The 13,846-nt window shown below is 72.4% G+C and carries 9 protein-coding genes; 1 reads left to right on the top strand and 8 read right to left on the bottom strand.

Annotation, left to right across the window (positions count from 1 at the left end; translation table 11 throughout):
• Positions 1 to 28: 28 nt before the first annotated feature.
• The 8 genes from ACIRU3_RS07465 to ACIRU3_RS07430 form a co-directional block, all read right to left on the bottom strand.
• A complete protein-coding gene (locus ACIRU3_RS07465) occupies positions 29 to 1,225 on the bottom strand; it encodes a sensor histidine kinase (RefSeq protein WP_404052684.1) in 1,197 nt (398 codons plus the stop codon).
• Entirely contained in the window at positions 1,222 to 2,985 is a 1,764-nt protein-coding gene (locus ACIRU3_RS07460; protein WP_404052682.1) for a cation acetate symporter, read from the bottom strand. Before ACIRU3_RS07460 ends, ACIRU3_RS07465 begins: the two co-directional genes overlap by 4 nt.
• The gene (locus ACIRU3_RS07455; protein ID WP_404052679.1) at positions 2,982 to 3,353 is read right to left on the bottom strand and encodes a hypothetical protein; all 372 of its coding nucleotides are present in this window, start codon (positions 3,351 to 3,353) and stop codon (positions 2,982 to 2,984) included. The genes ACIRU3_RS07460 and ACIRU3_RS07455 overlap by 4 nt, the downstream gene beginning before the upstream one ends.
• A 139-nt stretch (positions 3,354 to 3,492) precedes the next feature.
• Positions 3,493 to 4,299 carry a LytR/AlgR family response regulator transcription factor gene (locus tag ACIRU3_RS07450; protein ID WP_404053204.1) on the bottom strand — a complete coding sequence of 269 codons (807 nt, stop codon included), beginning with the start codon at positions 4,297 to 4,299 and terminating at the stop codon, positions 3,493 to 3,495.
• A gap of 169 nt (positions 4,300 to 4,468) precedes the next feature.
• On the bottom strand, positions 4,469 to 6,841 hold the full coding sequence (locus ACIRU3_RS07445; RefSeq protein WP_404052676.1) for a glycoside hydrolase family 65 protein: 2,373 nt from the start codon (positions 6,839 to 6,841) through the stop codon (positions 4,469 to 4,471).
• A gap of 130 nt (positions 6,842 to 6,971) precedes the next feature.
• Positions 6,972 to 9,164 carry an RICIN domain-containing protein gene (locus tag ACIRU3_RS07440; RefSeq protein WP_404052672.1) on the bottom strand — a complete coding sequence of 731 codons (2,193 nt, stop codon included), beginning with the start codon at positions 9,162 to 9,164 and terminating at the stop codon, positions 6,972 to 6,974.
• 37 nt (positions 9,165 to 9,201) lie between these two features.
• Entirely contained in the window at positions 9,202 to 10,557 is a 1,356-nt protein-coding gene (locus tag ACIRU3_RS07435; protein WP_404052669.1) for a lectin, read from the bottom strand.
• A gap of 207 nt (positions 10,558 to 10,764) precedes the next feature.
• On the bottom strand, positions 10,765 to 12,642 hold the full coding sequence (locus ACIRU3_RS07430) for an ABC transporter ATP-binding protein (RefSeq protein WP_404053201.1): 1,878 nt from the start codon (positions 12,640 to 12,642) through the stop codon (positions 10,765 to 10,767).
• 186 nt (positions 12,643 to 12,828) lie between these two features.
• Here ACIRU3_RS07430 and ACIRU3_RS07425 point away from each other — a divergent pair, with 186 nt between their 5' ends.
• A complete protein-coding gene (locus ACIRU3_RS07425) occupies positions 12,829 to 13,812 on the top strand; it encodes a YbhN family protein (RefSeq protein WP_404052666.1) in 984 nt (327 codons plus the stop codon).
• Positions 13,813 to 13,846: the final 34 nt, after the last annotated feature.

Below are 13,846 nucleotides of genomic sequence, written 5' to 3'. Positions count from 1 at the left end.
CGTTTCATGTCGTCGTGCTTCAGGTGGTTCATGCCGCGGGGATGCCCGGGCGGAACTTCGGGACGCGTACGGTGATCTTCGTGCCGGCGCCCACACCGGTCTCGATGACGAGGCCGTGCTCGTCCCCGTACACCTGGCGCAGGCGCATGTCCACGTTGCTCAGGCCGATGCCGGCGTCCGGACCGCCCCGGCCGCGCAGGATGTCGCGCAGTCGCTGGGGATCCATGCCGACGCCGTTGTCCTCGATGACGACCCGGGCCTCGGTGCCCTCGTCCTCCGCGATGATCATGATGTGGCCGCGGTCCACGGACTCCTCCAGACCGTGTTTGAGCGCGTTCTCGACGAGGGGCTGCAGGCAGAGGAACGGCAGGGTGACCGGCAGCACCTCGGGGGCGATCCGCAGGGTCACTTCGAGGCGTCTGCCGAAGCGGGCGCGCGCGAGTTCGAGGTACTGCTCGATGGAGCGCAGCTCCTGAGCGAGGGTGGTGAAGTCGCCGCCCCGCCGGAAGGAGTAGCGGGTGAAGTCGGCGAACTCCAGCAGGAGTTCCCGGGCCCGCTCGGGGTCCGTGCGGACGAACGAGGCGATGCTCGCCAGGGAGTTGTAGATGAAGTGCGGGGAGATCTGGGCCCGCAGTGCCCGGATCTCGGCCTCGATCACGCCGGAGCGGGCCCGGTCCAGGTCGACGAGTTCGAGTTGCACGGAGACCCAGCGGGCCACCTCCTCGGCGGCCCGGACGATCACGGCGGACTCCTGGCCGCCGAATGCGGCGAGCGTGCCGGGGGCCCGGCCGTCGACACCGAGCGGTGCGACCACGCCCCAGCGGACCGGGCAGCCGTCGTCGCCGCAGGACAGCGCGAAGGTCTGGGCGCGGCCGGTGCGCAGGGCATGGGCGAGCTGGGCCTCGGCCTCGGCGCGGTGGTGGTCGCCTGCGCCGTCCCAGGCGAGCACGGACTCCTCGTCGGTGAGGGCGAGGGCGACCGTGCCGAGCAGGGGGCGCAGCCGCCTGGCCGCCTTGCGGGCGGTGTCGGGGGTGAGGCCCGCGCGCAGCGGCGGTGCGGCGAGCGAGGCCGTGTGCAGGGTGTGGAAGGTGGCCCGTTCGACGGGGGTGCCGGGGCCGGCCGGATTCTCCTGCTGCCGGCGGGCGCCGGCATGGCCCAGGGCGACGCCGAGGGCGAACAGCGCGAGCGCGGCCACGACGAGAGCGACGGTGCCCAGTGCGGTCACGGGCGGCGCCCTCGGGCTCGCTGCGGCCCTGCGTGCTGCGGCGCGGCCCCGGCGGTGAGCGCCTCGGGCAGATGGAGCCGGGCCATCGTGGCGTCGGCGCTCGCCGGGGCACGCTCGCGGGTGGCGAGCGAGATCAGCACCATCGCGGCGAACCCGACGGGTACCGACCAGACGGCGGGCCAGGCCAGCAGGGTGTGCAGCGGGCCGGAGCGGGCCCCGCCGGCGATGGTCACCGTCACCGCGGTCAGCGCCGAACCGCCGCCGAGGAGCAGTCCGGCGATCGCGCCCGGCGGGGTGAGGCCGCGCCACCAGATGCCGAGGAGGAGCAGCGGGCAGAAGGAGGAGGCGGACACGGCGAAGGCGAGGCCGACCGCGTCGGCCACGGGCAGGTCGCTGACGACGGTGTTGGCGGCGGTGGGCACCGCGATCGCCGGCAGGGTGGCCAGCCGGAAGTGCCGGATGCCGAGGGTCGGCAGCACGTCCTGGGCGAGTACGCCGGCGACGGACATGGTGAGTCCGGAGACAGTGGACAGGAACGCCGCGCAGGCGCCGCCCGCGACCAGGGCGCCGAGCAGGTCGCCGCCGGCTCCGCCGATCAGCCGCTGCGGCAGGACGAGGACGGCGGCGTCGGTGTCGCCGGTCAGCAGCAGGTCGGGCGCGTAGAGCCGGCCGAGCACGCCGTAGAGGGGGATCAGCAGGTAGAAGGCGCCGAGGAGGCCGAGCACGACGACGGTGGTGCGGCGGGCGGCGCGGCCGTCGGGGTTGGTGTAGAAGCGCACGACGACGTGCGGCAGCCCCATGGTGCCGAGAAAGGTGGCGAGGATCAGCCCGTAGGTGGCGTAGAGGCCGTGCTGTTCACGGCCGGCCGACAGGGGGTCGGCCCAGCTCGGCGGGGCCGCACGGTCGGCGCCGTCGTCGGGTACGGGCACACGGGCGCCCGCCGGGAACCGCAGGGTGGTGTCGGCGCCGATCCGGTGGGTGCCGGTGCCGAGGGTGACGGGGCCGCCGGTCACGGTCCGTCCGTCGACGGTTCCGGTCGCGGTGACACGGACCGGTTCGTGCACGGAGACGGTGAGCGGGCTGTCGACACGCATCTGGGTGGAGCGCTGGAAGACGGGCCGTTCGTCCCAGGCCGGGACCGGGCTGTGGTCGGCGCGCCAGGCGAGCAGCAGGAACACGGCGGGCACCAGCAGGGCGGTGAGTTTCAGCCAGTACTGGAAGGCCTGGACGAAGGTGATGCTGCGCATGCCTCCGGCGGCCACCGCCACGGTCACCACGGCGGCGACGACCAGACCGCCGAACCAGCTGGGCGCGCCGGTGAGCAGCCGCAGGGTCAGTCCGGCGCCGCGCAGTTGGGGCAGCAGATAGAGCCAGCCGACGCCGACGACGAGCACACTCGCGATCCGCCGGACGGCCCGGGACTCCAGCCGTGCCTCGGCGAAGTCGGGCAGGGTGTAGGCGCCGGAGCGGCGCAGCGGGGCGGCGACGAAGGCCAGCAGGACCAGGAATCCGGCGGTGTAGCCGATGGGGAACCACAGCATGTCGACGCCCTGGGCGAGGACGAGTCCGGCGACGCCGAGGAAGGACGCCGCGGACAGGTACTCACCGCTGACCGCGAACGCGTTGAGCCGCGGCGGGACGCTGCGCGAGGCGACGTAGAAGTCGGAGGTGGTCCGGGAGATGCGCAGGCCCAGCGCGCCGACGAGCACCGTGGCGAGGACCACGGCCGACACGCCGGCTATTCCGTACGTCTGGTTCAACGCGCGGTCACGTCACCCTCGTTGCGCTCGGCACGGCGGACGTACCAGGCTCCCGTGCACAGCAGGGCCGGATACGGGGCCACGCCCAGGACGAGCCACACGGCGAGCGGGACGCTCGGCCGGGTGCCGGCGAGCGGAAGGATCCGCAGGAGTACGGGAAGCAGACCGAGGGAGACCGCGAGCAGGGCCGTGGCCGTGAGAGCGGCCCGCATCTGACGCCGCATGAGTGCCCTGACCAGGGTGGCCTCGCCGGGGGCTGCGGGGCGGATGCCGGGTGTGCTAGTCGGGCGGTGCGACGAGGGGCCGGGGCGGTCGGTGCGGGGCCCTCCGGTGACCACTTCTCTGCGAGGGACGGAATCCGCACCCATGACGCACTCCCCCGACGCCGCGGTGATCACCTTGTTGCGGCGAGTGTACGCAGCGCGCCATCGGTGAGATAGACGCACGACGAGGTTCGCCACACCCTCGCCACAGCCGCGCCGCGGTCGCCTCCCGGCAGCCGGCGGTTCACCGCGGCGCGCCCCCCGCGCCCTGGGCCCGCCTGGCCAGCAGATCCCGCAGTTCCCGGGCGTTGCGGCGGCTCACGGCGAGGATGCGGTCGCCGATCCTGACGGTCAGATTGCCGCCGTCCAGGCGGAGTTCCTCGATGCGGCCGAGGGCCACCAGACGGCTGCGGTGGATGCGCACGAACCCGCGGGAGCGCCACTGCTCCTCCAGCGTGGACAGCGGGATCCGCACCAGGTGGCTGCCCTGCCGGGTGTGCAGTCGCGCGTAGTCGCCGTGTGCCTCGACGTAGGTGATGTCGGCGATCGGGACGAAGCGTGTCACCCCGCCCAGCTCCACGGGGACCTGGTCGCCGAGCGCGCCGGCCGGCTCCGGTCCCGGCCCGCCCTGGCCGGCCGGGGGCCTGGGGCCCTGTCCGGCCCGGGTCAGCTCGGCGACGCGTCGTACGGCTTCCGCGAAGCGCTCCTTGCGGAGGGGTTTGAGCAGGTAGTCCACGGCCTTGAGGTCGAAGGCCCGCAGCGCGAAGTCCTCGTGGGCGGTGACGAAGACGATCAGCGGTGGTGCGGCGAAGCCGCCGAGCAGGTCCGCCAGGTCCAGGCCGCCCAGTCCGGGCATGTTGATGTCGAGGAAGACGACGTCGACGGCCTCGGGGCCGTCCGGCCCGGCCGCCATGGCCCGTTCGAGCACGCGCAGCGCCTCGCCGGCGTCCAGGGCGGGCACGACGGTGCCGACCCGCGGGTCCCCGCCCAGGAGGTACAGCAGCTCTTCGAGCGCGGGTTCCTCGTCGTCCACCGCCAGTGCGCGCAGCAGGGCCTGCCCGTCGGCACCCCGACCGGCGGGCGCCCGCCGCCCCGGCCACCCGGTCGCGATCGTCTCCCGCATGTCCTCGTCTCCGCTCCCGTACCGACACCGACCCCCATGCGAGGGAATCCTGGGCCCGACGACGGCCGCCGTCGAGACATCGCGCACCAGGAGCGGGTCAGTCGGGCAGTCGCATCCGTACCCTCTCCCCCGGCCCGACCCGGACCACACGGTCCGGCAGCCGGATGTCGATGGGGGTACGGCCGGGGGAGGACGGAATGGCGGCCTCCAGCTGGCCGGAGCGCAGGCGCAGGCGGACGCCCCAGTGGCCGTGGTAGCGCAACGCGAAGCCGTAGGTCGAGAGTTCCGGCAGCGGGACCGGGTCGAGCCAGAGCAGTCCGTCGCGGGTCTCCAGGCCCGTGAGGCAGCGCTGGACGAGGTCGAGGGTGCCGGCCATGGCGCCGAGGTGGATGCCCTCGCCGGTGGTGCCGCCCTGGACGTCGGCGATGTCGCCGCGCAGGGCCTCCTGGACGAAGGTCCAGGCGTCGGCGCGGCGGGCGCGGGCCAGGATCCAGCCGTGGACCAGGCCGCTGAGGGTGGAGCCGTGCGTGGTGCGGTGCAGATAGTGGTCGACCGTCGCGGTCCAGGTGTCCTCGTCGAGGCGATGGCCCAACCAGGTGAAGAGGTCACGGAGTTCGGCCGGTGAGAACAGATACCCGAGCATCAGGACGTCGGCCTGTTTGGACGCCTTGTAGCGGTTGACGGTGTTGCCCTCCGCCTCCAGGATCCGGTCCAGGCGCCGGATGTCGCCGTACCGCTCGCGGTAGCCGTGCCAGTCCAGCTCGGCAAGGTCGCCGTAGCCCTCGAACTGGCTGATCACACCGTCGTGGAAGGGCACGTGGAGGGTTCGGGAGACTTCCTCCCAGCGGGCGAGTTCGTCGTCTTCCAGGCCGGTGCGCTCGGTGAGTTCGCGGCGGCGCGGCTCGGGCAGGGAGCGAAACAGGCCGAGGGCGCGCTTGAGCACCCAGGCGGCGGTGACGTTGGTGTACGCGTTGTCGTCCAGACCGGGTACGGGCGCGTCGGGGTAGGCGTCGTGGTACTCGTCGGGGCCCACCACACCGCGGATGCGGTGTCGGCCGAGGTGCTCGTCGTAGGCGGCCGAGTCGGCCCAGAAGCGGGCGATCTCCAGCAGCATCTCGGCGCCCTCGGTCTGCAGGAAGTCGGTGTCACCGCTGGCCTCGCAGTACTGGAGCACGTTGTACGCCACCGCCGAGCCGACGTGCCGCTGCAGCCGGGAGTGGTCGGGCAGCCAGTGCCCCGAGCGGGGGTTGAGGTGCAGTTCCTGGGTCTCCTCGTGGCCGTCGCTGCCGCTCTGCCACGGGTACAGCGCACCGCGCCGGCCGGCCTGGCGGGCCGCGTGCCGGGCCGCGTCCAGGCGGCGGTGGCGGTAGCGGAGCAGGGCGCGGGAGACCTCGGGGAGATGGAGGTTGAGGTAGGGCAGGACGAACAGCTCGTCCCAGAAGACGTGCCCCCGGTACGCCTCGCCGTGCAGTCCGCGCGCGGGCACGCCGACGTCGAGGTCTGCGGTGTGCGGGGAGAGGGTCTGCAGCACGTGGAAGAGGTGGAGGCGCAGGATGCGGCCGGGTTCGCCGGGAACCTCCAGCCGGGCCCGCCGCCACAGCTGCTCCCAGGCGGTGCTGTGCGAGCTGAGCAGTTCGTCGAAGCCGGGTGCGTCGGTGACCCGGTCGAGGGCCGCGCACAGCGCGTCGCTGATGGCGGGGTCGCGGGAGGTGTGCAGGGCGACGGTCTTGTCCACGGTGACCGTACGGCCGGGTGTCAGGGACAGCCGCAGGCGCTGCACGGCCCGCTGCGCTTCGTGCGCGTCCTCGACCGGTGCGTCGGCCCGCAGCCGTGAGGCGAGCCCGACGACGATGTCCGAGGTACGGGTACGGCAGCGCAGCCACGCCGTACCGGGTGCGGCACTGCCGGCCTCGACGTGGGTGAGGTGCCGGCCGTCCAGGTCCTGGTAGCGGGCGACTCCGGAGTTGGTGACGCTTCCGTCGAGCGCGGCCTCGACATCCAGCTCGGCGGTGCGGCCCTCGGCGGTGAGGTCGGTGCGCAGGACGGCGAGATGCGGGTCGGCCATGTGGACGAGTCGGAGCTGCCGGACCAGAAGCGTGCCGCCGGCGGGGAGCCGGTAGCGGGTGCGGCGCTCCAGTACGCCCGGGTCCAGATGGAGGGCCAGATGGTGCTCGGTGACCGGGGCGGTGTCGGGGGTGAGCCAGTCGTGGCCGGCGGGGCGGAAGCGGAACGGCAGCCAGTCCGGGAGGTTGACCATGTCCTCGTTCTCGACCCGGCGCCCGGCGATCTCGGAGGTGAGCCGGTTGTAGCAGCCGGCCGCGTAGGTGCCCGGGTAGTGCACGGCGTCCGCGGCGCACTCGGGCAGCGCGCCCCGGGTGGCGAAGCAGCCGTTGCCCAGGGTGCACAGGGACTCCCGCAGGCGTTCCTCCGCGGGGTCGTAGCCGTCGTACTCCCACAGCAGACCCGTCACCGAAGCGGTCCTCCCGTCCTCTTCGGTCCAGTCTGCCTCGATGTCGAGTCGGCGGCCCGCGCAGACACGGGGTGGGACGGGACGGATCCCGGCTGCGGCGAGGACCTGGTGTCCCCGCCGCCCGTACCGGTCAGGGATAGCTGGTGAGGTCGGCCACGTTGGTGGCCGAGTTGGAGGGTCCTCCCGTGTTGTTGACGACGTGGCTGATGGTGCCGGTGCCGCCGAGGGAGACGGTCACCATGCTGGTGAAGCGGACGTTCGCGTTGTTCGGTGCCTCGATGGCGTGCGCGGCGGTCACGTTCGGGTTGACGTTGAAGTAGCAGTAGCTGCCGAGGCCGTAGGCCTGGTGGCCGGTGACGGAGTCGGCGACCTTGTAGGCGGCGTAGCCCTGGGTGGAACCGTTCATCCACGCCGACTGGTTCGGCGGGTCGTACGGCATCTCGTTCTGGAAGAAGTAGGTGCGGCCGCCGTTGCCGTTCCAGATGACCTGGTACTTCTGGAAGTGCTCGACGAACAGCCCGTACATCGTCACGTCGGCGCCGTTGACCGTGAGCCCGGTGTCGGCTGTGTTGCTGGTCCAGCCGACGCCGCTGCCGTGGTCGGCGCGCCAGATCCACATGTGGTCACCGATGACGTGGTCGCTGTTGACGACGACACCGGTGGCCGCCTTGCCGACGCCCGCGCCGCCGATGCGGACGTAGATGTCGTGCAGGGAGGTCGGGTCGGCCGCGTGGGAGGCGGAGGAGCCGGCCGGCCCGACCTCGAGCAGGGTCTTCGAGCTGGTGGTGCCGGCGTCGAAGAGCAGGCCGGCGATCTTCACACCGTCGACGTCGGCGACGGTCATCGCGGTGATGCCGTTGTCCGGGACGAAGGTGGCGAGCCCCAGGCCGAGGACCACGGTGTCGGGGCGGGTCACCTTCAGGGTCTCGTCCAGATGGTAGACGCCCGGGGTGACCAGGAGGTTCTTGCCCGCGGTGAGCGCGGAGTTGATCTGGGACGCGGTCGCGCCCGGCTTGACGACGTAGAAGGTGTCCAGGGACAGCGAGCTGCCCGACGGGCTGCCGCCGGCCCAGCTCGTCGCGGTGGAGCCGGTCCGTGGCGACGGCACGAAGACCTGGTAGCTGCCGAAGCCGTCGACGTACAGGAACGGCTTCTCCCGGCTGACCGGGGTCTGCGCGACCGTCGTGTGCGGCGGCTTGGGGAAACTGGTGGCCGGGACTCCCTGGCTGCCGACGAAGACCATGTTCCAGTTGGAGCCGGTCCAGCTGCCCAGCTGGGAGTTGCGGGTCAGCCACTGCTGCTGGCTGCCGGAGTCGACCTGTCCGTCGACCTTGCTGTCGGCGAGATAACCGCCGCTGGACCAGCCGCTGTCGTCCAGGGCGAGGTTGCCCCGCAGATGCATCCGCCGGTACGGCGCCGCCTGCGAGACCGCCCAGCGGTCGCTGCCGCCCGTGGGGTTGACCGACAGGTTCTCGGCACCGCGCCAGAAGTTCTGTGTGGCGTTGCCCTGGAACCAGTCCGCCTCCGCGTGCACCGCCCCGTTGACGGAGACGGCGTCGGGGGTCAGGCCGAGGCCCAGCACCTGGGTGTAGAAGCCGACGTTGACGTCCGCGCTGTAGGCGCCGGGCTTGAACAGCACGGCGTGGCGCTGGGAGCCGAACTGATTGGTCTCCTGCTGCTTGAAGATCGTGTCCAGCTTGCTCTGGATGGCCGAGGACGACATCGACGGGTCGAAGACGGCGACGTTCGGGCCGAGGTCGGGATCGGTCGTGGACTGAGTCACCGGGACCACCTGGAAGCGCTGGGCGGCCGTGCCGTTGCAGGTGTACTGCACGAACTGCAGGCTGTCCGCGAGCGAGGCGCCCGGATCGTCCAGGCACTTGCCGCTGTTCCGGTTGACGAAGTGGAAGGCGCCGCCGCCGTCGTCCACCGGCAGCCACTGCTGGTTGGCGCCGCCGCCGTAGCCCCACAGGTGCACCGGTGCGTTGTCGGCGGTGGAGACGTCGGCGACGTCCACGACCTGGCCTGTGCTGTTGCCGTTGCCGATGCGGACGTGGCCGTCGCCGGTCGCGGTGAAACTCCATTGCTGTGCCGTGGTGCCGTTGCACGTGTACTGCTGTACGACGGTGCCGTTGGCGGTGCCGGCGGCCTTGGCGTCCAGGCACTTGCCGCTGGCGGCGTTCATGACGGTGGCGGAGCCGGTGGGCAGGGCTGCGGCCGCGGAGGCCGCGGCTCGCACGGGTGCCGCGGTGAGCAGGGACGCGGCCGCGACGGCGGCCAGCGCGGCCGCGGCGGATCTGCCGCGGCGGGAGAGGGGAGGCACGGGTTCTCCTTGCGGGTGGGGACCGGGAGGGAGGGGGTCAGCCTGTGTAGCCGGCGAAGACGCGGGTGTAGTCCCAGGCGGACTGGGAGACACCTGAGCAGCTGTCGGCGGGGCCGCCGGTGCACGGGCGGTCGCGGTTGGCCGACCAGAAGGTGAGCCGGGCCAGGTGGTGCTGCTGGGCGTAGGCGAGGATGGTCCGGAAGTCGTTGACCGTGACGGTCTCGTTGTTGTCGGTGATGCCGTTCATGGACGAGATGCCCATGTCCCGGTAGGCCTGGTCGTCGCTGTAGTGGTAGGCGTTCTTCAGGGCGTTCTTCAGGCCTTCGGCCGCCTGCACGGTGAGGTTGCCCATGTTCTGTCCGGCGCCGCCGAAGTCGAACGGCATGATCGCCCAGGCGTCGACGGTCAGCCCGGAGGAGGCGGCCCGGTTGATGAGGCTCGTGTCCGGGCCGCTCTGTCCGGTGCCGATGGTGATGTACACCTTCAGGCCGGGGTTGTTGCCCTGCACGGTCTTGAGGGCGTCCACGGTGCGCTGCTGCACGGTGGGGTTGCTGTAGGCGTCGGCCTCGATGTCGATGTCGATCGCCTCCAGACCGTAGGCGTTGATCACCTTCTGGTAGGCGGCGGCGAGTTCGCCCGCGCTGGAGCAGGAGCTCTCCAGCTTGTTGCCGCTGTAGCCGCCGAAGGACGGGATGATGTCGCCGCCGTTCGCCCGGACCGTGTTGACGGTCTGCTGGTCGACCCCGCCGGCCAGCGGGCGGCTGCCGTCCCACTGGGGGTTGCAGTAGCCGTTGCTGAGCACGAAGGCGAGGGTGAACCACTTCACGCCGGTGGCCTGGGTGATCGTGCTCGGGTTCGGCGGGCTGCCCCAGCCGTTGTAGAGGTAGGGCGCCACGGCCATGGGCGCGGAGCCGGAGCCGCCGTCCGCCGCGGGGGCGTTCCACTTCTGGTTGGCGGCGCCGCTGCAGCTCCATATCTGTGCCCGGGTGCCGTTGGCGGAGGTGTTGCCGGTGACGTCCAGGCACTTGTTCGCCTGGGGGTTGACGATGTCGTGGGCGGCGGTGACGGTCCACTTCTGGTTCGCGCCGCCGGTACAGGACCACAGCTGCGCCTTGGCACCGTCGGCGGTGGAACTGCCGGTGACGTCGAGGCACTTGCCGAGGGCGCGAAGGGTGCCGTCGCTGCCGGCCGTCCACTGCTGGGCGGCGGTGCCGTTGCAGTCGTAGAGCTGGACGGCCGTGCCGTCGGCCGAGCTTGCCCCGGCGACGTCGAGGCACTTGCCGGCCAGGCCGGTGATGGTGCCGGTGGCGGCCTGGGCCGGGGCGGCGGTGAGCAGGCCGGTGGCGAGGGACAGGGCGGCGAGCGAGACGGCTGCGGGGAGTGGTCTGGCCATGGGTGGGGGCGGCCTTTCGCGTGGGGGTGCCGGAACGCGGGCCCAACACGGAAGCGGCGACTGGGTGTTGAGTGCATCCGGAGTCTTTGTTTAAGGCGTGAAGTTAAAGGTCCGGACCACGGGAGTCAAGAGGTTGGACGTGGGTCATGGACATGGACCGCCGCCTCCCGGCGGCCGACGCGGTGCCGGCCGCTCGGGAGGTGTCCGTCAGACCGCGGTCACCTCGTCGTCCCGCCGGGCGAACTGCGTCCGGTACAGCTCCGCGTACCGTCCGCCCGCCGCGAGCAGTTCCTCGTGCGTGCCCCGCTCCACGATCCGGCCGGCCTCCACGACCAGGATCTCGTCGGCGGCCCGGACGGTGGACAGCCGATGGGCGATCACCACGGCGGTACGGCCCTCCAGGGCCTCGGTGAGCGCCTCCTGGACCGCGGCCTCCGAGGTGTTGTCCAGATGGGCCGTGGCCTCGTCGAGGATCACCACGCGCTGGCGGGCGAGCAGCAGCCGGGCGATGGTCATGCGCTGGCGTTCGCCGCCGGAGAGCCGGTAGCCGCGTTCGCCGACGACCGTGTCCAGCCCGTCGGGCAGGCTCCGTACGACCTCGGCGAGGCGGGCACGGCCGAGGGCGTCCCACAGCTCGTCGTCCGTGGCGGCCGGGAGGGCCAGCAGCAGGTTGGCGCGGACGGTGTCGTGGAAGAGGTGGCCGTCCTGGGTGACCATGCCGAGCGTGGCGCGCAGGGAGCCGGCGGTCAGGTCGCGGACGTCGACCCCGCCGATGCGGACGGCACCGCCGTCGACGTCGTACAGGCGCGGCAGGAGCTGGGCGATGGTGGACTTGCCGGCGCCGGAGGAGCCGACCAGCGCGACGGTCCGGCCGGGTTCGGCACGGAACGAGATGCCGTGCAGGACCTCGGCACCGCCACGGGTGTCGAGGGCGGCGACCTCCTCCAGGGAGGCGAGCGAGACCTGGTCGGCGGACGGGTAGGCGAAGGTGACGTCCTCGAACTCGATCGCGACCGGCCCCTCGGGCACCTCCACGGCGTCCGGCCTCTCCTCGATGAGCGGCTTCAGGTCGAGCACTTCGAAGACCCGCTCGAAGCTGACCAGCGCGCTCATCACCTCCACACGGGCACCGGCGAGCGCGGTGAGCGGGGCGTAGAGCCGGGTCAGCAGGAGGGCGAGGGCGACGACCGCGCCCGCCTCCAGGGTGCCGCTCAGGGCGAACCAGCCGCCGAGACCGTAGACGAGGGCCAGGGCGAGGGCCGAGACCAGGGTGAGGGAGGTGATGAACACCGACTGGGCCGTCGCGGTGCGCACCCCGATGTCGCGGACGCGGTGGGCGCGGGCCGCGAACTCCGCCGACTCCTCCTCCGGCCGGCCGAAGAGCTTGACCAGGGTGGCGCCCGGCGCGGAGAAGCGCTCGGTCATCCGGTTGCCCATGGCCGCGTTGAGCTCGGCCGCCTCGCGTTGCATCCGGGCCATCCGGCTGCCCATGCGGCGGGCGGGCAGCACGAACACCGGCAGCAGCACCAGTGCGAGGAGGGTGATCTGCCAGGACAGGGTGAGCATGACGGCGAGGGTGAGCACCAGGGTCACCAGGTTGGTGACCACGCCCGACAGGGTGTTGGCGAACGCCCGCTGGGCGCCGATCACGTCGTTGTTGAGTCGGCTGACCAGCGCGCCCGTACGGGTACGTGTGAAGAACGCGACGGGCATGCGCTGCACATGATCGAACACGGCCGTGCGCAGGTCGAGGATGAGTCCCTCCCCGAGCGTCGCCGACAGGCGCCGTCCGAGGATGCCGAGCCCCGCCTCCGCGAGGGCGACGAGCGCGATGAGCAGAGAGAGTCGTACGACCGTCCCGGAGTCGTGCCCCGCCACGATCGCGTCGACGACGCGGCCGGCGAGGACCGGGGTGGCCACGGCGAGGAGTGCGGACACCACGCCGAGCAGTACGAATCGGACGATACCCGAGCGATGCGGGCGGGCGAAGGCGGCGATACGGCGCAATGTGGCGCGGGCGAAGGGGCGGCGCTGCTGCTGCGCGGTCATCACGCTGTGCAGCTGCGTCCATGCGGTGGTCTCCATGCTCATGGGAGAGAACGTAGGACCTCAAGCTTCGTTGAGGTCAAGGTCCGCGCCTTTTCACCCCGACCGGCTTCCTCGCATCCAAAGGCCTCCATGACTCCTTCCGCTCATCCGCTGCCCGTCCGTAAGCCGCCGTCCGTGCTCGCGCCACCCGCCGTTGGCGTGGCGCGGAAACCCTCTCCGGATGTGACAGCGGTACGACTCCCCGACTTCCGCGAGGGACGCCTCCCCCGGCTCGCCCGACGCGTCCCCGTGCGGCAGATCCTGTGTCTGCTGCCGCTCCTGCTCGTGGCGATCGTCGCGGTGCGGCACCGGTCGGTGCTCGTCGAGGGCTTCGGCCAGCTGCGGACCGCCTCGTGGCCCTGGCTGCTGGCGGCGGCCGGCGCGACCTGTCTGACCTGGGTGGCCGCCGCCGTCACCCGGCAGGGCGCCGTCGTGCAGCGGCTGCCCCGGTGGCGGCTGCTGGCCACCCAGTTCGCGGCGGGCTCGGCCAACCACCTGCTGCCGACGGGGCTGGGCGCGGGCGCGGTCAACCTGCGCTTCATGACCGTGTGCGGGGTGCCCCTCGCCCGGTCCTCCGCTGCCCTTGCCCTGTATCTGCTCGCCGAATCGGTCGCCCGGCTGAGCCTGCTGGCCGCGCTGCTGCTCGTCTTCCCCGACGCGCTGCGGCTCGGCACCCTGCTGCCCTCCGGGGCGGTCGGACCGACGCTCGCCGTCGCAGGAGCGGTGCCGGCAGTGGCGGTGGCCGCGCTGGCGCTCGCACGACGCCTGCGCGTGCCCGTGCTCGGCTTCGTACGCACCGCCCTCAGCGAGGCCCGCTCGGTGCACACCCGTCCGACCCGGGCGCTCGCGCTGTGGGGCGGTTCGCTCGCCTTCCCCGCCCTGCAGGCCGCCGGCCTGGTGGCGGTGGGACAGGCACTGGGGCTGCCGGTGCCGCCCGCGCACATGGCGCTCGCGTACCTCGCGGCGACGGTCGCGGTGGCGCTGGTGCCCACGCCGGGCGGGATCGGGTCCGTGGAGGCGGCGCTGATCGTGGCCCTGGTGGCGGCGGGCGGCCCGGTGGCGGTGGCCACGGCGGTGGTTCTGGCCTACCGCATCATCACCGTCTGGGTGCCGCTGGTGCCGGGGGCATTGACGCTGGGGGCGCTGGTGCGGCTGAAGGTCATCTGAGGGAGAGTGGCCCTTCGAGCCACCCCTGAGAAGG

This window comes from Streptomyces sp. NPDC101151 (assembly GCF_044768335.1).
In the GTDB taxonomy this organism is placed as follows: domain Bacteria; phylum Actinomycetota; class Actinomycetes; order Streptomycetales; family Streptomycetaceae; genus Streptomyces.
This window is presented reverse-complemented; position numbering and strand designations above follow the sequence as displayed.

What these genes read in the sequence shown, in the direction of transcription:
- ACIRU3_RS07430 (WP_404053201.1), bottom strand. Translation starts at nt 12,642, where the DNA reads ATGGAGACCACCGCATGGACGCAGCTGCACAGCGTGATGACCGCGCAG.
- ACIRU3_RS07455 (WP_404052679.1), bottom strand. Translation starts at nt 3,353, where the DNA reads ATGGGTGCGGATTCCGTCCCTCGCAGAGAAGTGGTCACCGGAGGGCCC.
- ACIRU3_RS07435 (WP_404052669.1), bottom strand. Translation starts at nt 10,557, where the DNA reads ATGGCCAGACCACTCCCCGCAGCCGTCTCGCTCGCCGCCCTGTCCCTC.